This is a genomic window from Cutibacterium nasicola (genome assembly GCF_051303185.1).
Classification (GTDB): Bacteria; Actinomycetota; Actinomycetes; order Propionibacteriales; family Propionibacteriaceae; genus Cutibacterium.
Genome location: NZ_JBPPGE010000007.1, coordinates 147,689 through 166,741, shown reverse-complemented (window position 1 = coordinate 166,741; position 19,053 = coordinate 147,689). Strand labels below are relative to the sequence as shown.

The following is a 19,053-nucleotide window of genomic DNA, read 5'->3' as shown; positions in this document are numbered from 1 at the left end:
CTAGGTGTAATCGCCGGACAGGTTAGGTACGCGGTCGGCGGGTGATTTGCCTTTGAGCGCGGTGTGTCCGCGGTGGTGATTGTAGTGGTGCAGCCAGCCGGGGAGTTCGGCCAGGCGGTCGGTCTCGCTGGCGTAGGGCCGTGCGTAGGCCCACTCGGCGACCAGGGTCCTGTTGAACCGCTCGACCTTGCCGTTGGTCTTGGGCGTGTAGGGCCGGGTGTACTTGTGCGTGATGTGGGTGTCTTTGAGTGCCTTGTTGAAGGCTTTGGACCGGTAGCAGGAGCCGTTGTCGGTCAGGACCCGCTTGACGGTGATGGCCTGGCTGGCGAACCAGGCCTGGGCCCTGGTCCACAACCCGGCGGCGGTGTCCTTGCGCTCATCGCTGAGGACCTCGACGTAGGCCAGGCGGGAGTGGTCGTCGACGGCGTTGTGGATGTAGTGATACCCACCCCCGCTGGCGGATCGGCCACGGTTGCGTACTCCTTGGGCGCGTCCGACCATGCGGTGGCCGCCGCCGTCGGGGATCCGGCCCAGCTTCTTGATGTCGAGGTGGACCAGTGAACCGGGGGTGTCGTGTTCGTAGCGGACGGGTGTGGGTTGGGCGCGTAGCCGGGCGCCGGTGGCCTTGTCGATCCAGGTCAGGGGTGGGCATCCGTAGCGTTGCAGGATCTTGCCGACGGTCGAGACGCTGAGGTGTTGGTGGCGTAGGTGGTAGGCGATGCGTGCTGGGCCCCACTGGTGGGTGATGCGCAATCCCACCACCCGTCGTTGCGTGCGACGGCAGACCCGTCGGGGCTGGTGGTGGGGTCGGCTGGAGTGATCACGCATTCCGGCCGGCCCGTGGGCGCGGTAGCGCTGTGCCCAGCGTTGGGCCGTGGTGACGCTGACGTTGAAGCGTTCGGCGGCCCGACGCAGGGGCCAGCCATCCTCGACGATGCAGCAGGCCAGGCGCAAACGTCCGGTTTCGGACAACGGGGCATTACGGTGGGTCATGAGGGCCTCTTGGGAGTCGTGCTTTGTGTGGTAGCAACACACTTCACCCAGAGGCCCTCGCCCGTGTCCAGCCAGAGCTGTCTCTGACCAGCCCGATGTACCTAACCTGTGTGGTGGTTACACCTAGGCTCGATTCATTCAATGAACGTCGCCTGGGTGAGGAGGGGCCATGGCAGGTGTTGATGTCGCCGGGTCTGTCCTCGAGTGGGCCGAGCGTCGGAGTGGGCGTGATGGGGAAAGCCGAAAGAAGTTCTCCCACTGGGATGACTGGGTCGCCCAACGCACCAAACCGACCGTCGCTCAAGTGGAGACGATCGCCAATTTCACCCGCGTCCCATTTGGATACTTCTTCTTCTCCGAGCCCCCGTACGAGGAGCTTCCGACTCCTGACTTCCGGGTCGGTCGTGGGCATCATGTGGAGGCCAGCGTCGATCTGCTGGAGACGATTGGCCTGAATCAGCGCAGGCAGGCGTGGTACGAGGATTACCTCACGGACTTCAACGACCCCGAGTCGCTGGATTTCGTCGGCAGTGCTCGCGGAATGGCCCCTGCTGAAGCTGCAGTTCTCATGACCAAGGTGCTGCGCTACTCCGTCAGTGAGCGCAAGGACCTACGGACGGCGGATGAGGCTCGGCGGTACCTCGTCGAGGCATTCGAGGATTTGGGCGGACTTGTCGTCATGAACTCCATGGTGGGCAACAACACACACCAGATGTTGTCCCTCGACGAATTCCGCGGGTTCACGCTCCACTCCCAGTTCGCGCCGCTGGTGTTCGTCAATTCCAACGACACCAAGGCTGGCCAGGTTTCTCCCTCCTGCATGAGTTCGCCCACGTCTGGCGGGGTGAAGGTGGGGTCAGCCAGGGCGGTGATCCATTGCGTGAACGCAACACCGACCACGAGCGCTGGTGTGACGCCGTTGCCGCGTGCATTGCAGTTCCTGCTGACGATCTACGCATGAACTTCGACCCTCACATCGAGCTGACCGAGGCACTGGCTGGCCGATCGGTATTTGTGCTCCACGCTGGTCGTTCTGCTTCGACTCAAGGAAATTGGCCTCGTTCCTCGAGAGGGATTCGACAAGATCTACGGCGACGAGGTCGCCCGACTCAGGGGATTCATTGAGGGGCAGAGGGGGAAGAAAGCCGGCGGTGGCAACTTTTACAGTAATCAGCGTTATCGTGTCGGACGAACCCTCAGCGAGGCGATCATTCGCGACACGCGGGTGGGCTCCACGCCCATGACGGAGGCCCTGCGATTTCTGGGGTTCAAGAGAGTGGACATGTTCGACCGGTATGCGTCGGCGTTGGATGAGGCGTGATCGAGATCGCAGTCTGCGTTTTCAGTGACGTGAGTCGGGCAGTTGGCTGTCAGGCGCGTTCGAGGTGACCCTTCGGGAAGCTGTCGCCACGTCTTCTCTGGCCAATTGGAGCAGCTGAGGATCACTGGTTCGAACCGCCTCTGCAAGGTGGGCCTCGACGTCGTCGCTTGTGTCGAGGTGGTCACTGGCTTCCCCGCGGCGTGTGGACACCATTGTGACGCACTCCTTCGGCGAGTGGATGTATCGCAGACTACCCGCGCTTGGTAGCGAGCTGAACGAGGAAGCGCGTATGACGATCATGGCCATCGGGGCCAGCGCCATTGAACTACTATGCAACACAAGGTACAGTGTTAACCGAGCTATTTGGTTGAGGAGGAAGACCGTGGCGGAATCACAACTGCGCAAGGGTGCGCTCGAGCTCGTCGTGCTCGGACTGCTGGCGAGCAAACCGTCCTACGGCGGGGAGCTCGTGGACCGGCTCGAGAACGAGGCGGACCTGGGTGTCTCCCAGGGGACGCTCTACCCGCTGCTCAACCGACTGCGCCGCGGTGATCTCCTCTCGACCGAGTGGCAGGAGTCGCCGTCAGGGCCTCCGCGCAAGATCTACCGTCTTACTGCCCTAGGTCGAGACCACCTGGCAGAACTCGTCGACGAGTGGTCGCGCATCGCCGCCGCTGTCGACCGTGCCATCAACGCCACCCGCAACATTTCTGACAAGGAGAAGTCATGAACATCTGGACTCGAGACGACGACGGCGTGCGTCGCCTGTTCGGCATTCCCGTCGGTGGGCCGTGGAGGAGTGATTCCCGCATCGTGCTGCGTAGTTTCGAACCCGAGAACCCGTCGCTGCTCGTGCCGCGTGCTGTGGGCATCGGGTGGGATTTCAACCTCGGCGCCGTCGCCGTGCACCTGGGGCTCATCCGTCCCGACGACTCCCTGCCCGACCTCAACGAATACGTTCCCGAGACGCTGCGTCGCGGCCTGGTTGCAGCGCCGTGGATCGGGGCCGGCGTCGCCAGCGGCATGGCACTCGGTTTCGTCAAGGCTGACCGGGTGGCGACGTCGTGGTCGCTCGGCGGCAAACCCAACCACTACATGAGCGGTGTGGCAGCAGCCCTGACGACTACCGGAATTACCACGGCGGCAGCCCTCTACCCGCGCTGGGTCGGGAAAGAGGACGGCGCTGACATCGCCGCGACGGCCCAGGCCCTGGGCATCCTGACCGTCATCGGTATGGCAAATCGGGCTGCCCGCAAGGAAATTCGTCGCCCCGCAAGCCGTCAGCCCCTCGCAGTGGCCGGAGCGGTACTCGCGCCGGTCGTCATGGGTGGAGTGCTGATCGGAACCGTCAAGGTCGCCCTCGACGGCGTCGCACAGTCACTCGCGCATGGCGGCAAGGCGGGTCAGTCTGGGGAGCGAGGCCGCAACATAGGATTCCACTCATGAAGTACCTCCGATCCGCGGCCGTGATCTCAGCGGTCCTGCTCATCGCTGTCGCGGTCGCGAGGTCCTTCAACCGGTTCATCCCGGCTGTCAACAACACCACGATCGCCATCGTCGATCTGTGTCTGGTCGCTCTGGCCGTCGAGGTCATCGCCGAGTGTGCACGCATGCCCGGACGCACGAAGGGGTGGCGCATCGGGCGGGCCATCGCGATCATCGCGGCGGTGGTGGTGAGCGGAGTCATAGGGTTCCTGGCCCTGCTGTGGAGCGCCTTCGAAGGTGACGGAGGCGGGTCGTTCACCAAGGACGGCGAGACCTACTACGTCATGAGGACGTTCCCCGACAACGTCGTCATGTACCGAAAGACGTCGCCGGTGACCATGGCGGAGTCTGCGTTCGCCGACGACTCCGGCCACGCCCTCGGATTCGTGCCGATGCCGGTCGCCCTGTCAATCAGTCTGGATGAGTACGGCGGGGAGTACTCACAGATCCTGGCTGATGTACGTCGTGATCATCCCGATTGGCTCACCGACCGGTAGCTCATGGTCCGGCGAACGGTTCATCTCGCATCCATCAGACCGCCCGTCGGTGGCCGTGTGGGCCGGATTCGTGGCCGGAATTCTCTTCCTCCTGGCGGCCGTCGCAACGTTGAGGAAACCCTCGACCGACGAGTAGCGATCATAGAGGACCCGGAAAAGGGCATGAAGAGAGCGGGCGACGGGAATCGAACCCGCGTGTCCAGCTTGGGAAGCTGGCGCTCTACCATTGAGCTACGCCCGCATGTCTTTCTGGAAGACTCGCCACAGTTTAGCGCACCTTGTCAGATCGGTGCGACTCATTCCACCGAGCCGGTCAGTAATGTTGCGGAACGCGGCCGTAGACGACCGGGGCATCGAGGCGGCGCGTCTCGGGCGGCTTCGGACGTTGCGAATCCATCCACCGGCGCACCGGCGGCAACCAGACGATGATTCCGGCGGCGATGAGGAATGGCATTCCGACCCACGCCACCCAGTTCAGGGTGACGGCGGCACATCCGACCACGACGCCACCGATGGCGCCCCGGCGCACCCAGGGACGTCCCAGCCAGGTATTGACCGCGAGGATCCCCGGCATGGCCACCATGGTCCCGGCGATGCACATCATCGCGGTCGCCAGCAGTACCGACGCCAACGATCCCGGCCTGGGATGGGTCCACGTCAGGAGGTGGGTCGCCTGGATGAAGGTGCGCATGTGAATGGACTGCCACCAAGCAACGAGGAGCGCGACGGTGGCACTGATCGCCGCGGCAAGGTAGAGCCCGGCGGCGCTCCTCCCCACCCTTGCCGACGATGCGACATGGACCTGAGGATCCTCGGGCGGGGGGAGCGTGGCGATGGTCTCGGCGCTGGCACGTGGTGGCGTGCTCGGTGAGACTCGTCGTGCCTCCGCATGGCGGGGTTGTGGGTGGGTGGGTTGCTCGGTCACGATCCTCCTGGCGACGTGTTGTTCCAGCCTAGACGTAACTGCTGACCAGGGGGCCCCAGGTGGGCAGGTTGTTGTGCCACCGCCGGGACATGTGCGCATGAATGCAGGACCGGCATGGCGCGACCCCGAAGGTGGTAGGACCATGACCATGACCATGAACCCATTGACCGCCCTGGAAACCTCCACCCGCATCGCCGCTGGTGACGTCGAGATCGTTGAGGTCGTCGACGCTGCCCTGGAAGCGGCACACGCCGATGAGTGCCATGCCTGGACCTGGATCGACGATGATGGCGCCCGACTCGCCGCGCGTGAGCTCCAGCGTCAACGTGATGCTGGACACATCCGTCCTGGTCCGCTGTTCGGCGTCCCCTGTCCGATCAAGGACCTCAACGCGTTAGCTGGCGCGCCCCGAGCCATCGGTAGTCGGGCCGTGGGTGGGGCTCTGCCAGACCACGAAGACGGCATTGTCACGCGGCTCAGGGCTGCCGGAGCCATCCCGATCGGGACGACCGCCGCTCCCGAGTTCGGACTTCCTTGCTACACCGAACCGGACGGACGCGAACCCACCGTCACCCCATGGGACCACACCCGAATGGCGGGAGGGTCCTCTGGCGGCGCCGCGGCTGCGGTTGGGGCTGGTGAGGTACCCATCGCCCAAGGATCCGATGGTGGCGGCTCGATTCGTATTCCGGCTTCTTGCTGCGGGGTCGTTGGTCTCAAGCCCAGCCGAGGCCGGGTCTCGGCCGGGCCTTACGGGATTGACGGTCCTGGGCTGGTGAGCGGCGGGGTACTGACCCGCACGGTCCGTGACACCGCTGCTGCCCTCGACGCACTGTCCGGACCGTGGCCCGGAGATCCCTACCATGCCCCCGCTCCGACTGAGTCTTATCTGTCGGCCTGCGACCGGGGCCTGAGACGGCTACACGTCGGGATCCTGCGCGAACCCGTCATTGCTGATACCGAGGTTGCCCCGGACATCCTGGCGGCGCTGGACCGGACGGCCGCCACCCTGGAGTCGATGGGTCACATCGTCGAACAGACAGGTGCCCCTTTCGGCCCCGAGGAGTGGGAATCCTTCCAGTGTGTGTGGGAGGTGGGCGCAGCTGCGATCCCGGTGCCTCCGGAACGTGAGGAATTGTGCACCCCGATGTCCAGGTGGTTACGTGCGCAGGGGCGAAGGCGCACCGGAGTCGAGCTGGCTGAGGCCTTGGCCGGCATCCAGATGGTGGCGCGTCACGTCGGGCAGCAGTGGCAGAGGTTTGACGTCATCGTCAGCCCCACGCTTGCTCAGCCACCCCTGCCGGTCGGAGCTTTGCGCAATGACAACGATCCATCGGCAGATTTCGACGCGCAATGCCGCTTCACCCCATGGACGAGCCTGTGGAATATCACTGGTCGTCCGGCGATGAGCTTGCCACTGCACACCACACACGTCGGCGGTGTCGAGCTGCCGGTCGGCATCATGATCGGCGGTCAGATGTACGACGAAGCCACTCTGCTGGCGCTCGGATGCGCCCTGGAAGCTGCGCGCGACGACAATCCTCGGTGAGCACACTCTCCGGGTGAACAAAACTCCCGCTTCACCCATGCTGTCAGCACCACGGTGCCTGCCCACCGGGTGAAGCGGGAGTTTTGTCACCGAGTTTGAGACGCTTGCTGCCGTACAGCGGCCTACGTGGTGGCGCCTGGCCCACACCTTGTCCGGCGTGACAAAATCGTCACCTGCTACACGCACCGCGCACAAAGATCGCCCCAGAACCACGATGGTCCCGGGGCGATCGTAGGGTCAGCGAGCTCAGCTCTCCTTCATAGTGCCGGTCTCGAGGAACCGGGTGTGCCACGAGTACGCCTCGCCGAGGAGGTGCGGGGTGTGCTTGAACTTGCAGTCACGCAGTGCACGCTCGTAGTAGTCCATCAGCATCGGACGGTAGTCCGGGTGGGCGCAGTTCTCGATGATCTTCGGGGCGCGCTGACGCGGTGCCAGACCACGCAGATCGGCGATGCCCTGCTCGGTGATGATGACCATGCCGTCGTGCTCAGTGTGGTCGACGTGAGAGACCATCGGCACGATCGCCGAGATGGCGCCGCCCTTGGCCGTCGACGGAGACACGAACGCCGAAATGTAGGCGTTGCGGGTGAAGTCGCCGGACCCACCGATGCCGTTCATCATGCGCGAGCCCATGACGTGGGTCGAGTTCACGTTGCCATAAATGTCGGCCTCGATCATGCCGTTGGCGCCGATGACACCCAGACGACGGATCACCTCGGGATGGTTCGAGATCTCCTGGGGGCGCAAGATGATGTGATCGCGGTAGAAGGCCGCGTTCTCGTTCATCTTGTGGGCGTAGTCCGGCGACAGTGAAAAGGCCGTCGCGGAGGCCACGTCGAGCTTGCCGGCGTCGATGAGGTCGATCATGCCGTCCTGAATCACCTCGGTGTAGGAGGTGAGGTGCTCCAGGTCGGAGTGCAGCAGACCGTCGAGCACGGCGTTGGGAATGTTGCCCACGCCCGACTGCAGCGGCAGCAAGTTCTTGGGCATACGTCCCTGCTTCACCTCGTTGCCGTAGAAGTCGAGCAGGAAGCCGGCAATCTTTCGGGAGTCGTCGTCGATCGGCTTGAACGGCGAGTTGCGGTCGGGGCCTTCGGTCTCGACGATCGCAACGACCTTGCTGGCGTCGATTTCCAGGAACGGGGTGCCGATGTGGTCGCCAGGATGGGTGATCGGGATGGGCTTGCGGTTGGGGGGCAGCGCGAAGCCCTGGTAGACGTCGTGCATGCCCTCGAGATCCTCGGACTGCCACGAGTTGACCTCGATGATGATCTTGTCGGCGACCTCGCAGTAGGCGGAGTTGTTGCCGACCGATGAGGTGGGGACGATCTTGCCGTCCTCGGTGATGCGGGTGGCCTCGATGACGGCGAAGTCAACCTTGCCGAAGAATCCCTGACGCACCATCATGCCGGACTCCGACAGGTGAATGTCGGTGTAGTAGCTGGTGCCGTCGTTGATCTTGCCTCGCATCTGGGGATCGGACTGGTAGGGCATGCGCCAGCCGATGCCATCAACGGCGGCAAGCTCGCCGTCGAGCTCAGGAGCGGTCGAGGCTCCGGTGAAGACGTTGACGGTGAACTTCTCGCCGCGATCGTGGGATTCCTTGATGCGCTTGGCCAGTGCACCTGGAAGTGCCTTGGGGTAGCCCGACCCAGTGAATCCACCGAAGCCGATCTGGTCACCGTTATGGATGAGGGCAGCCGCGTCGTCCGCGCTCATCACTTTCTGACGCAAGGTTGCGTTGGCAATCCGCTCTGACATCTGTCCTCCTGCCGCCGTGCGGCTGGTTGTCGGTGACGGCGCACAGCACTACCCGTGAGCCGTCGAAGAAACACTGCTTCGTTCCCGTTGAAGGCGATCCGAAACCTTGGCAACACCTTATATGGGGGTGCGTGACGGGGTACGCGACACCCCTACTTTTTCATGTTCATCAAGCACCGTTGCTCGCCCATGAATGAGGGCAGAGCACAGCTGTTCAACGTTGGGCGTCCGCATCCGTGGTCGCAAAGTCCTCAGCCAGCGGCTTACCCGATCATGATCGCAAGGACGTGACGGTGAGTGGCGCCGGCCACGACGAGGAGTGTGGGTTCCAGATCACCGTGCTGGGGATCCTGGTCATTGTTAGGGCCGCGACCACGCCACGGGGCACAGATCGGTATCCCTCCCCGGATTACCACGTCGGACTCGCCGGCGTGCTCGGTGTCGAACCAGATGCCGGTCTTGTCGTCTCCCTGCCACGTCAGCACCTGGCAGCCGTGCTCCACGACCTGTCATGCACCAGCGGTGTGGAGGGTTCGGGAGAGGTCGATCATGCCTCCATGATCGTGGTCATCGTGCCCACACCGCGCGAAGCGCGTCGATTCGCTGACAACGGATGGTGTTTCGTGCAGCCTCGACGGCGACCGGCTTGGCGCAGAAGGCGACCGCCAGCCCGGCAACGGCGAACATGTCGAGGTCGTTGGCCCCGTCTCCCACCGCGATCGTTCGCTCGAGTCCGACCCCGCATTCCTCGGCCCAGCGACGCAGCCAGGTCGCTTTGGCGGCCCGATCGACGATGTCCCCGATGACCCGACCGGTGAGGTGGTCGTCGACGATCTCGAGCTCATTGGAGGCTGAAAAATCGGCGTCGATCTGCGTGGCCAGCGGATCAACAAGAGCCGTGAACCCTCCTGACACCAACCCGACGGCTGCCCCGACCTGGTGCGCCGCAGCCATCAGTTCCGTCGCTCCCGGGGTGATGACAGTGGCCTTGCGGGCCTCCTCCAGGGCACCGACGTGCAGACCCTCCAGACACTTCACCCGCTCATGAAGGGACTCGGCGAAGTCGAGCTCCCCGGCCATCGCCCGGGCCGTCACCTCGCTGACCTCGTCGGCCTTCCCGGCGCACTCGGCGAGCAGGTCGATGGCCTCGGTGCGGGTGACCGTCGAGTCGACGTCACAGACGATGAGACCGGGCGGTTCGACGGCCAGGGCCCCGTGGGGATGCAGGACGCCCGCACCGGTCTGGGCGGCCAGCTCGCGCACCTGCGTCATGTTGCCCTCGAAGGACAGCGCGTACTCAAAGATGTGCGCGGCCCAATCACCCGTGTGTATGCCGCGCATGCAGGCGGCGGCAGGCCAGAGAGGAGTGCCGGGGGAGCGGAGACCGGAGCGATCGTCACTGACGAGGATGACGCGAGAGTTCATGACACCACGGTAGGTCGGTTTCGGCTCGTTGGGTGAGGGTCCCGCTCCTCGGCACGATCGACTATCCGCGGACGGTCCGCGTGACGGTGTACTGGCGGTTCCGCGTGACCTGGCGAGTCGTCCCGACCGTGCGCCGTAGATGGGATGCCCACGGCAGGTGATTGTTGTGGACGCACCAGAGGCTGCCGCCGGGGCGCACCACGCGAGCGGCGTCGGTCAACATGGCCAGGGTCGGGGCGTGGTCCTGGGCGGTTCCGCGATGGAAGGGCGGATTGGTGACGACGACGTCGACGCTTTGATCGGGCAGGTCCGACAGCCCGTCACACCAATGGGTGACGACATCGAGTCCATTCGCCGCGGTGGTCAGACGGGTGGAATCGACGGCTTGCCATGACACGTCGGTGGCGTGAACCCGGGCGTGGGGAAGCCGTTGCGCCAGATGGGCGGAGATGACGCCATTGCCGCACCCCAGATCGACGGCATCCGAGCTGACGTCGGCAGCAATGTCGTCGAGGTGATCGAGGAGCAAGGAGGTTCCGGCGTCGAGTCCGGTGGTATGGAAAACACCGCCGTGGGCTCGGATCGTCAGGCCGTTGACGGTGTTGGTGCGCGGCCACTCGCCGGTGATGGCAGGGCGCTTGCGAGGAGACGAGAAGTGCAGCACGCGAGCCTTGCGGACGCCAAGGCTGGCATGGACGTCATCGAACCAGCGGGCTGCGACATCGTTCATGGACCGGGTCATGTGCTTGATGCGTCCACCGGCGACGATGTGGGCCTCAGGCCCAAGGATGCGCCAGAGGTTTCCGAGCAGTTCGTCGAGCTCGTCGAGGCTGGTTGGCAGGCCCATCCACACCACGGGGTTGGTGGACACAGCGGGTGCGGCCAAGGGGTTGAGGCGGATGGCTCGGGGAATGGCGGTGAGATCGCGGCAGTCGTCGGTCCACGCCATGACCTTTCCCCCAGCCACTGGCACCAGGGACGGGCGCCCCAACACCCACACCGAGTCGGTGTGTGGTGACTCGGCGACGACAAGTTCGTCGACGGGGTCCCGGGTGGCAGCGTCCATGGCGGCAGTCTCTCAGATGAGGAGGAGTGCCTCGCACCGCAGTGGCCTTAGGATGGCGGTATGGCAGAGTCGCCCCTGGAAGTTCACGTCATCGCCGATTCGACGGGTGAGACCGCCGTTCGTCTGGCTCGGGCTGCCCGAAGCCAGTTCGAAGGGGTCCATTGGCACATCGTTCGCCATCCCATGATCGGCACCGTTCAGGACATGGTTGCGGCCTTGGAAGCCGTTTCCGAAACTCACGAGGCAGGGCAATGGGTGTGCGTTGTGCACACCTTGGTGTTGCCCGACATGCGCCGAATGGTCTCCGACGCGTGCGAGGAGATGGGCATCCGCGAGGTCAACCTCATGGGGCCGATGCTCGAGGCGATGGAGGAAGCATCTGGCCTGGACGCTGACGCGGTTCCGCGTCGCCCAGTGGGGGTCGAGGCCGACTACTTCACTCGGATTTCCGCGATGGAGTTCGCGGTCCGTAACGATGATGGTGCTATTCCCGACCGCCTCACCGAGGCTGACATCTGCCTGGTGGGTGTGAGCCGCTCAGGTAAGACCCCACTGTCGATCTATCTGGGGTACCTGGGCTACAAGACGGTCAATGTGCCGTTGGTCCCTGGAATCGCGCCACCCGCCGAACTCGATGCGGTGGATCGGTGGCGCATTGTCGGCCTGACGATCGACGCCCAGCGGCTGCTGGAGATTCGTGGACGTAGGGTGCGCGGACTCGGCGGCTTCGGTAATGAGGACGGATACGCTGACCTCGCCGCGATTTATGAGGAGCTTGACGAGGTTGGCAAGATTCAGCGCCGACTGGGATGCCCGATCATTGACACGACGGGCCTGGCCCTGGAGGAGTCGGCAACGAAAGTTATTGACGTCGTCGATCAGCGGGCCAAGACGGCCGGCACCAGACTCCGCAGGCCGGCAGGGTCATATCGCACACGTCCTTGACGACGAGCACCCCATGGTCGTGAGGTCAATTGAGTACTCTTGGATCGGGATCCGTCCTGTGACGAAACCGGGGTGACGAGACGGTCCGTCACCATCCCAGCTTGTCTGGATGCGTCACCCACGCCGTTGCGAAGCGGGAATCCTTGGTTTCGGTACTCGGTAGGTTCCTGCCGAGATTGCTGGTGCGCTCGGATGTGCTGTGCTTACGGGCGCCAGTACCATTCGTCGTGGTTGGTAGTCACTACGAGTGAAAATGCGCCGCGAGCGTGAAAGAATGGCCACACCGATCCAGTTGAGGGTTGGGCCTCGGACCCGCGGCGCAGTCGTACGGGTCCGAACGCCGTGAATCGCTGAACAGGCTGACACAGATCGAAGGAGATCCGTCATGACTGACCGTTACGTGTACGACTTGTCCGAGGGCAGCGCGCAGATGAAGTCGCTGCTCGGTGGCAAGGGCGCAGGAGTTGCCGAGATGATGCGTCTCGGCGTGCCGGTGCCTGACGGCTTCACCGTCACCACCGAAGCCTGCGTGGACACCATGACGAGGAAGGGAGAGTGGCCGGAGGGCCTCGACTCCCAGGTGTGGGATGGACTCAAGCGCCTGGAGGAGCGCACCGGCCGTGGCCTGGGCGACGTTGACAAGCCGCTTCTCATCTCGGTCCGCTCCGGCGCCGTCATCTCGATGCCCGGAATGATGGACACGATTCTCAACCTCGGTATCTCCGACGACACCGTCGAGGCCATCGCCGAGGAAGCCGGCAGCGAGCGTTTCGCATGGGACTGCTACCGCCGCTTCATCCAGATGTACGGCGAGGTCGTCGAGGGTATCGACGCTCACGTCTACGAGGATGCGCTGACCGCCCTCAAGGAGGGTAAGGGCGTCGAGGCCGACACCGACTTGACCGCCGATGACCTCAAGGGCTTGGTCGACACCTTCAAGAAGCTGTCCAACGAGCAACTTGGTGGCAACTGGACGACGGATCCGCGCGAGCAGCTGATGCGTGCTGTTGACGCTGTCTTCCGTTCCTGGCTCAATCCGCGTGCCTTCGTCTACCGCAAGGCCAACAAGATTCCGGACGACCTGGGCACCGCCGTCAACATCATGCAGATGGTGTTCGGCAACCGCGGCGACACCTCTGCCACCGGCGTCTGCTTCACCCGTAACCCCGCCACCGGCTCCAAGGAGCTCTACGGCGAGTTCCTCGTGAACGCTCAGGGTGAGGACGTCGTCGCTGGCATACGCACCCCGCGTTCCCTCGCTGAGATGGAGGAAGTGCTGCCGGACGCCTACCACGAACTCATTGACACCATGAAGAAGATGGAGGCGCACTACCGCGACATGCAGGACATGGAGTTCACCGTCGAGAACGGCAAGCTCTACCTGCTGCAGACCCGTAACGGCAAGCGCACCGCCGCTGCCGCACTCAAAGTGGCTCGCGACCTCGTCAACGAGGGTGTCATTACCAAGGAGGAGGCCCTCATGCGGATCGAGCCCGCTCAGCTCGATCAGCTGTTGCACGAGGCCATCGATCCGAGCCACACCGAGCAGCCGGTTGCCGAGGGCCTGCCCGCCTCCCCTGGTGCCGCCGTTGGTGAGGCCGTCTTCGACGCCGACGTCGCCGCCGAGTGTGGCGCCAAGGGTGAGAAGGTCGTTCTCGTCCGCTTCGAGACCACTCCTGATGACATTCACGGCGTCATCGTCAGCCAGGGCGTTCTCACCGCCCACGGGGGCATGACCTCCCATGCAGCCGTGGTCGCCCGTGGCATGGGCAAGCCCTGTGTCGCTGGTGCCCGTGGCATCAAGATTGACGCCAAGGCCGCCACCCTCACGATCGGCGACACTGTCATCCACGAGGGTGACATGATCACCCTCGATGGCTCAACCGGTGAAGTCTTCGGTGCCGGCCTGCCCCTCATCCCGCCGCAGATCAACGCTGACTTCGAGGAGGTCCTCTCCTGGGCCGACGAGATCCGCCGTCTGGGCGTCGAGGCCAACGCCGACAACGCCACCGACGCCGCCAAGGCTCGTGAGCTCGGTGCCGAGGGCATCGGTCTGTGCCGTACCGAGCACATGTTCTTCGGTGCTGATCGTCTGCCGGCCATGCACGAGATGATCACTGCGGACACCCCGGAAGAGCGCCAGGCTGCCATCGACAAGATCCTGCCCATGCAGCAGGACGACTTCGAGGGTATCTTCACCGCGATGAAGGGCCTGCCCGTCACCGTCCGTCTGCTCGACCCGCCGCTCCACGAGTTCCTGCCGAGTCTCGTCGAGCAGTCCGTCAAGGTGCAGAAGCTGGAGGATCAGGGTGCCGATCCGAACGAGCTCGACAAGGAGCGTCGTCTGCTGGCCCAGGTCAAGAAGCTGCACGAGCAGAACCCGATGCTCGGTACCCGTGGATGCCGTCTCGGCATGCTGTACCCGGAGATCCCCGACATGCAGGCCCGCGCCATCATTCGTGCCGTCCTGGCGGTGCTCAAGAAGGAGGGTGAGACCGTCCAGATCAATATCATGATTCCGCTGGTCTTCACCCCGGTCGAGCTCGCGACCCATCGTCGCATCGTCCAGCAGGCCATTGACGAGGAGTTCGAGGCCGCAGGCACCAAGGTGGACGTCAAGATCGGCACCATGATCGAGCTGCCGCGTGCCGCCCTGATCGCCGACAAGATCGCCGAGGTCGCCGACTTCTTCAGCTTCGGCACCAACGACCTGACCCAGACCACCCTGGGCATCTCCCGTGACGACGCCGAGAACGGCTTCCTCACCGAGTACCTGCGTACCAAGGTCCTCAAGGACAATCCGTTCGCGTCGATCGACCAGGAGGGTGTCGGCCAACTCGTCGCCGGAGCTGTCGAGAAGGGTCGCACGACCGACCCTCAGCTGAACCTGGGTGTCTGTGGTGAGCACGGTGGCGATCCGGAGTCGATCCACTTCTTCAACAAGACCGGGCTTGATTACGTGTCATGCTCGCCGTTCCGCGTGCCGATCGCGCGGTTCGCTGCCGCCCAGGCGGTCATCTCCCAGAAGGAGAACTGAGTCTGAGGACTCCACCACGTCACCGACGTGACTGTGCGGCCCCTCCATTGCAATGGAGGGGCCGCAGAACGTCTGTACATACTCCCCGATCCGCTTCCGATTGGGGAGTTTTGTCGACGTCAAGGCCTCGGGCGCGGAATAATGGCCGCAATCGTGCCTCGACTTCTGGAGGATCAATGTCCCAGACTTTCGGCGCCTGGCGTGCCACTTACACCCCTGGTTCCTGGGTGGTGCTGGCCGGGCCGAGTAGCCTTGTCGTGATGCAGCCAGCTGCCCCGCGTCATTCCGGATTGGTGTCGTCCATCTGGCGGCAGGTGGCCGAGGCTGATGATCCCCAGTCACTCGTGGAGACCCTGTCGATCATCGGGCTTGCGAAGATGCCGAGCCTGGGACTGTTCTTCTGGGTCGATGGCGAGATGTACTCCATGGCTCGCGGCCAGGTCGTCGTCAAGGATGCCTCCACCGGTGAGGTCGTCAACCATGGTGACGGTCTGCTGACATGGAGCGAGAAAAAGCTCGATCCTTCGACCGTCGTCGTCGAGATGGACCAGGCCGAACAGGGGCTGTCCATGCCGTTGCTGCTGGGCGTTGCCCAGGCGAGCAAGATCATCATCGACGCGACCGGCAAGGTTGAGCCTTTCGTCGTCCGGGAGGGCGGCGAGGCCCACCGTCCGCGGGTGTTGGCGAGTTCCGACGACGCCCTCGAGCCGTGGACCCCCAAGCCCCGGGAGCAGCAGGTCGACGACTCGGATACCGCCGAGGAGGCCCGCGAGCTCACTGATGAGGAACGGCGGCCAGCTGACGAGGGTGCCCCCGGATTCGTCGAGGTTCCGGCCCCGGGCGAGGTTTCTGACCCAGTTGTCGAACCGGAACTGGTTGCCGAGTCCGCGCCTACCGGAGTTCCGATTCCGACTGAATCGGTCGTGGTGGACGAGGACGTGGTGAGTGGTATTGACGGGGTCTCCCCTGATGCTGAGGAGCCTGTGAGTCCCGTTCCGGCCCGAGCTGCCGAGCCGGAATCCGTTGAGACCGTGGTCACTGATGAGGACATTGCGCCAGTGCGCGCTCGCGACGAAGACTTGAGTGGCTATCAGGTACCTGCTCGTGCTGACGGTGACGAAGCCCACACTGGTACTCAGCTGGAGGGAGTTCAGCCCGAGGCGGAAAACGTCGTGTCCGCCCTTGCCCCGGGGGCAGCGCCCCAGCAGACTCAGGGCGATTCGCGCTACGACGGGGGCTCCACATCGACGATCCGTGGACTTTCCTCGCCGTCAGATCCCGTGGCTGCGACCTTGGTCTCGACGACCGGAGAGGTCGCCCATCTCGGGGGTGCGGTCCTCGTCGGGCGTGCCCCGCGAGCCGATGATGGCGAGGACATCATGCGCGTGCCGTCGCCTGGGCAGGACATCAGCCGCACCCACGTAAAATTCGCTCCGGGCCAGTGGGGGATCGAGGTTACTGACATGCATTCCACGAACGGCACCGTCGTTCACCGCATTGGCCAGGACTCGCTGCGACTGGAGAGTGGTCAGACGATCGACCTGGCCATCGGTGATGCCGTGGACCTGGGTGACGGCGTGGTCATCACCATCGAGGCATACCAGGGTTGACGAACGAGTCCGTCAGACGGCAGGACCCCGGCGAGGAATCGTCGGGGCCCTTGCCATAGGTGTGAATGGTGATGTGCGTGACCGGGGGTCGAAAACACGAGACATCGTTGTGCTGAGGCTGGAGGCGATGTCGAAAAACAAGTCGTGACGTCACCGAGTTCGTCCTCGGCGGGTTGGTCTCCTAATGTGATCCTTTGGGTTCACCCAGGATCAGGAAGGACATCCGATGGGACACATTCTTGTTTTGTCGGGGGCTGGGCGTTATGCCGACGGCATCCACGACTTCGACGCGACCTCCGAGGCCGTCTCCCAGATCTTGACCGAGCGTGGTCATCAGGTGGAGGTGAGGCGTTCCGAGCCGGAGGCCTTGGATCACCTCGCTGACGCGGATTTGCTCATCGTCAACACCGGTGGTGGCGACCCGGAGGAAGAATGGGACTACATCCCCGAGTGGTCCCGTGCTCACAACAAGATCATCGAACACCACGAGGCTGGCAAGCCGATCCTCGGTCTACACACCGCATGCAACACCTTCTGCGACTGGGACCTGTGGCCGTCCATTCTCGGTGGCACGTGGCTGTTGGGGGTCAGCGGGCATCCAGAGCGGTCCTTCGCCGTCTTTGAGCCGGTGCCAGAGGCCGTTGACCATCCGATTCTGCGCGGCCTCGAGCAGGTGGTCGTCTACGACGAGCGCTACTCCGACTTGGACATCAACCCGCTCGCGACCCCGCTGCTCTTCCACGAGACCGGCGAGGAGTTCCACGTGATGTGCTGGGCGATGGGCAACAGCGTTGTCTACGACGGTCTGGGCCACTCGTCGAGGTCGTACTACTCGGAATCACGACGTCAGCTGCTGTGCAACGAGGTGTCCTGGTTGCTGAACTGGAAGCGTCGGGAGGACGCTGCCCAGGTGAACCCGGAGCTCCAGAAGGTCTGACGGGCTCAGATGTCGGCCCGGACGTGGCAGGGGCCGGATCCCACGGACCCGGCCCAGCCAGCAGCGCGAACACACCGCGCGTCGTCACTCCTTGGGAGCTCCGGCGATGATCGTGGCGGTCGACGAGACACCGAGACGAGTTGCACCGGCCTCGATCATGGCGCAGGCCGTCTCGTAGTCGCGGATTCCACCGGAGGCCTTGACCCCCAGACGATCACCGACGGTGTCGGCCATGAGCGTGACGGCTTCGGCACTTGCCCCACCCCTCGGATGGAATCCCGTCGAGGTCTTGACGAAGTCGGCGCCAGCCGCTTCTGCGGCCTTGCACGCACGAACGATCTCATCGGCGGTCAGCACGGCCGACTCGATGATGACCTTGAGGACCTTCGGATTCGCGACAGCCTGCTTGACGTCGGCGATGTCAGCGGTGACATCCTCCCAACGTCCCTCCTTCGCCATGCCGAGGTTGATGACCATGTCGACCTCGTCGGCACCGGCGGCAATGGCGTCACGAGCCTCGGCCACCTTCACAGCACTGGTGTGCGTGCCCGACGGGAACCCGCACACCACAGCCAGCTTCACGTCACCCATGTCGAGGTCCAGTGGCAGCATTGACGGTGAGACGCACACCGACCAGGTTCCGTACTCCTTGGCCTCGTCGACCAGCTTGGCGACGTCTTCGTGAGTGGCCTCCGGCGTGAGCAGGGTGTGGTCGATGATTCGTGCCAGGGCGGCAGCTGAGGGTTGTGCAGTCATGGTCGGTCCTTCCGGCGATGATGAGGCCAGGATACGGGGTTGCCGCTGATGCGTGTGGAGGGGTCACCATCGGCAGTGTTGACGTGATCGGCTCCCGCGCACCAGCAGATGGCCACTGTGCCCATCAAACCTATGCGGTGCTCACCCAGACGGTGGAGACGCCACAGAACACGGTGACCCACAAGGACGACAACTGAGCGGCCGCACAACCTTCGAGCACGTATTCCGTCTGGGGCGATGGATCACTGACCTGCGGCGGGCTGTTCCTCACCTGTCGTCACCCCTGTGACCATTGGTCTCGTGACTGTTCGCAACGTCACGAAGCGCACCAGGGTTGCCACGGCATTGGCCGCCAGCAGCCCACTGAGCTGGTCCCTGACCATGCCCTTCCTGGTGCGTACCCCAAAGGTGTGGCGCCGGTTCGCGCTTGTGTTCCACACCTGGGTGATGGGTAGCGACAACAGGTTGGAAGGTTGTGGGCCCATGATGAGTCGACACGCCAGGTAGAGGACGTAGTACGCGACCGTGCTCACCACTCCGACGACTCCGAAGCTCACGATCTGGTGCGACAGATCGCGAGGCGACGATGTCTGGAGTGGCCGGTCCCTGCTGGTGTCGGTGTCACGTTTCAACTCTTCACGGACGATGTCCACGGGGATCGATCCGGTGGCGAATCCCCCGAGAAGTCGGATGGTCCAGCCAGGTGGTGGGGTGATCGTCGGGTACGGCGTTGACGGGCGTGCTGA

General features: G+C 64.0%; 17 protein-coding genes, 1 tRNA gene and 1 pseudogene. 10 read left to right on the top strand and 9 right to left on the bottom strand.

The annotated features are described in order from the left end of the window. A complete protein-coding gene (locus ACSJJT_RS11700; protein ID WP_435916977.1) occupies positions 1-993 on the bottom strand; it encodes an IS481 family transposase in 993 nt (330 codons plus the stop codon). Between the two features lie 169 nt (positions 994-1,162). Here ACSJJT_RS11700 and ACSJJT_RS11695 point away from each other — a divergent pair, with 169 nt between their 5' ends. The 5 genes from ACSJJT_RS11695 (at position 1,163) to ACSJJT_RS11675 (ending at position 4,296) form a co-directional block, all read left to right on the top strand. After that, positions 1,163-1,954, top strand: coding sequence for a hypothetical protein (locus ACSJJT_RS11695; RefSeq protein WP_435918438.1), 792 nt, complete (start codon positions 1,163-1,165; stop codon positions 1,952-1,954). 51 nt (positions 1,955-2,005) lie between these two features. Continuing rightward, the gene (locus ACSJJT_RS11690) at positions 2,006-2,314 is read left to right on the top strand and encodes a DUF8813 domain-containing protein (RefSeq protein ID WP_435918437.1); all 309 of its coding nucleotides are present in this window, start codon (positions 2,006-2,008) and stop codon (positions 2,312-2,314) included. A 382-nt stretch (positions 2,315-2,696) separates the two neighbouring features. Continuing rightward, positions 2,697-3,044 carry a PadR family transcriptional regulator gene (locus ACSJJT_RS11685; protein WP_435918436.1) on the top strand — a complete coding sequence of 116 codons (348 nt, stop codon included), beginning with the start codon at positions 2,697-2,699 and terminating at the stop codon, positions 3,042-3,044. Then, complete coding sequence (locus ACSJJT_RS11680) at positions 3,041-3,760, top strand: DUF5808 domain-containing protein (RefSeq protein ID WP_435918435.1); 720 nt, start codon at positions 3,041-3,043, stop codon at positions 3,758-3,760. Before ACSJJT_RS11685 ends, ACSJJT_RS11680 begins: the two co-directional genes overlap by 4 nt. Then, positions 3,757-4,296 carry a hypothetical protein gene (locus ACSJJT_RS11675; protein WP_435918434.1) on the top strand — a complete coding sequence of 180 codons (540 nt, stop codon included), beginning with the start codon at positions 3,757-3,759 and terminating at the stop codon, positions 4,294-4,296. Before ACSJJT_RS11680 ends, ACSJJT_RS11675 begins: the two co-directional genes overlap by 4 nt. A gap of 170 nt (positions 4,297-4,466) precedes the next feature. Here the strand turns inward: ACSJJT_RS11675 and ACSJJT_RS11670 are convergent. Both ACSJJT_RS11670 and ACSJJT_RS11665 read right to left on the bottom strand, forming a co-directional pair. Next, positions 4,467-4,537 (bottom strand) — tRNA-Gly (locus tag ACSJJT_RS11670). Positions 4,538-4,609: 72 nt separating this feature from the next. Next, complete coding sequence (locus ACSJJT_RS11665; protein ID WP_435918433.1) at positions 4,610-5,221, bottom strand: hypothetical protein; 612 nt, start codon at positions 5,219-5,221, stop codon at positions 4,610-4,612. 148 nt (positions 5,222-5,369) lie between these two features. On the opposite strand from ACSJJT_RS11665, the gene ACSJJT_RS11660 reads away from it, so the two are divergent. Beyond that, positions 5,370-6,770, top strand: coding sequence for an amidase (locus ACSJJT_RS11660; protein WP_065673553.1), 1,401 nt, complete (start codon positions 5,370-5,372; stop codon positions 6,768-6,770). 246 nt (positions 6,771-7,016) lie between these two features. On the opposite strand, the gene scpC is transcribed toward ACSJJT_RS11660, so the two are convergent. The 4 genes and pseudogenes from scpC to ACSJJT_RS11640 form a co-directional block, all read right to left on the bottom strand. Beyond that, a complete protein-coding gene (gene scpC / locus ACSJJT_RS11655) occupies positions 7,017-8,531 on the bottom strand; it encodes a succinyl-CoA:acetate CoA-transferase ScpC (protein WP_435918432.1) in 1,515 nt (504 codons plus the stop codon). 335 nt (positions 8,532-8,866) lie between these two features. After that, positions 8,867-9,034: pseudogene (locus tag ACSJJT_RS11650) on the bottom strand (aldose epimerase family protein); the annotation flags it as partial. Positions 9,035-9,098: 64 nt separating this feature from the next. Beyond that, entirely contained in the window at positions 9,099-9,956 is an 858-nt protein-coding gene (gene serB, locus ACSJJT_RS11645) for a phosphoserine phosphatase SerB (protein WP_435918431.1), read from the bottom strand. Positions 9,957-10,017: 61 nt separating this feature from the next. Beyond that, entirely contained in the window at positions 10,018-11,022 is a 1,005-nt protein-coding gene (locus ACSJJT_RS11640; RefSeq protein ID WP_435918430.1) for a class I SAM-dependent methyltransferase, read from the bottom strand. 60 nt (positions 11,023-11,082) lie between these two features. On the opposite strand from ACSJJT_RS11640, the gene ACSJJT_RS11635 reads away from it, so the two are divergent. The 4 genes from ACSJJT_RS11635 (at position 11,083) to ACSJJT_RS11620 (ending at position 17,551) form a co-directional block, all read left to right on the top strand. Next, on the top strand, positions 11,083-11,967 hold the full coding sequence (locus ACSJJT_RS11635; RefSeq protein WP_435918429.1) for a pyruvate, water dikinase regulatory protein: 885 nt from the start codon (positions 11,083-11,085) through the stop codon (positions 11,965-11,967). A gap of 385 nt (positions 11,968-12,352) precedes the next feature. Beyond that, entirely contained in the window at positions 12,353-15,004 is a 2,652-nt protein-coding gene (gene ppdK, locus ACSJJT_RS11630; protein WP_435918428.1) for a pyruvate, phosphate dikinase, read from the top strand. A gap of 176 nt (positions 15,005-15,180) precedes the next feature. Beyond that, positions 15,181-16,614 (top strand): FHA domain-containing protein, encoded by a 1,434-nt coding sequence (locus ACSJJT_RS11625; protein ID WP_435918427.1) that lies wholly within the window; start codon positions 15,181-15,183, stop codon positions 16,612-16,614. 226 nt (positions 16,615-16,840) lie between these two features. Continuing rightward, a complete protein-coding gene (locus tag ACSJJT_RS11620) occupies positions 16,841-17,551 on the top strand; it encodes a ThuA domain-containing protein (protein ID WP_435918426.1) in 711 nt (236 codons plus the stop codon). Between the two features lie 84 nt (positions 17,552-17,635). Here the strand turns inward: ACSJJT_RS11620 and deoC are convergent, their stop codons facing one another. Then, the gene (gene deoC, locus ACSJJT_RS11615; RefSeq protein WP_435918425.1) at positions 17,636-18,307 is read right to left on the bottom strand and encodes a deoxyribose-phosphate aldolase; all 672 of its coding nucleotides are present in this window, start codon (positions 18,305-18,307) and stop codon (positions 17,636-17,638) included. Positions 18,308-18,549: 242 nt separating this feature from the next. Beyond that, positions 18,550-18,960 carry a GtrA family protein gene (locus ACSJJT_RS11610; RefSeq protein WP_435918424.1) on the bottom strand — a complete coding sequence of 137 codons (411 nt, stop codon included), beginning with the start codon at positions 18,958-18,960 and terminating at the stop codon, positions 18,550-18,552. Positions 18,961-19,053: the final 93 nt, after the last annotated feature.

Excerpts from the sequence above, each read along its gene's own strand:
- ACSJJT_RS11700 (WP_435916977.1), bottom strand. The coding sequence starts at position 993 with ATGACCCACCGTAATGCCCCGTTGTCCGAAACCGGACGTTTGCGCCTG.
- ACSJJT_RS11695 (WP_435918438.1), top strand. The coding sequence starts at position 1,163 with ATGGCAGGTGTTGATGTCGCCGGGTCTGTCCTCGAGTGGGCCGAGCGT.
- ACSJJT_RS11680 (WP_435918435.1), top strand. The coding sequence starts at position 3,041 with ATGAACATCTGGACTCGAGACGACGACGGCGTGCGTCGCCTGTTCGGC.
- ACSJJT_RS11675 (WP_435918434.1), top strand. The coding sequence starts at position 3,757 with ATGAAGTACCTCCGATCCGCGGCCGTGATCTCAGCGGTCCTGCTCATC.
- ACSJJT_RS11660 (WP_065673553.1), top strand. The coding sequence starts at position 5,370 with ATGACCATGAACCCATTGACCGCCCTGGAAACCTCCACCCGCATCGCC.
- scpC (WP_435918432.1), bottom strand. The coding sequence starts at position 8,531 with ATGTCAGAGCGGATTGCCAACGCAACCTTGCGTCAGAAAGTGATGAGC.
- serB (WP_435918431.1), bottom strand. The coding sequence starts at position 9,956 with ATGAACTCTCGCGTCATCCTCGTCAGTGACGATCGCTCCGGTCTCCGC.
- ACSJJT_RS11640 (WP_435918430.1), bottom strand. The coding sequence starts at position 11,022 with ATGGACGCTGCCACCCGGGACCCCGTCGACGAACTTGTCGTCGCCGAG.
- ACSJJT_RS11635 (WP_435918429.1), top strand. The coding sequence starts at position 11,083 with ATGGCAGAGTCGCCCCTGGAAGTTCACGTCATCGCCGATTCGACGGGT.
- ppdK (WP_435918428.1), top strand. The coding sequence starts at position 12,353 with ATGACTGACCGTTACGTGTACGACTTGTCCGAGGGCAGCGCGCAGATG.
- ACSJJT_RS11625 (WP_435918427.1), top strand. The coding sequence starts at position 15,181 with ATGTCCCAGACTTTCGGCGCCTGGCGTGCCACTTACACCCCTGGTTCC.
- ACSJJT_RS11620 (WP_435918426.1), top strand. The coding sequence starts at position 16,841 with ATGGGACACATTCTTGTTTTGTCGGGGGCTGGGCGTTATGCCGACGGC.
- deoC (WP_435918425.1), bottom strand. The coding sequence starts at position 18,307 with ATGACTGCACAACCCTCAGCTGCCGCCCTGGCACGAATCATCGACCAC.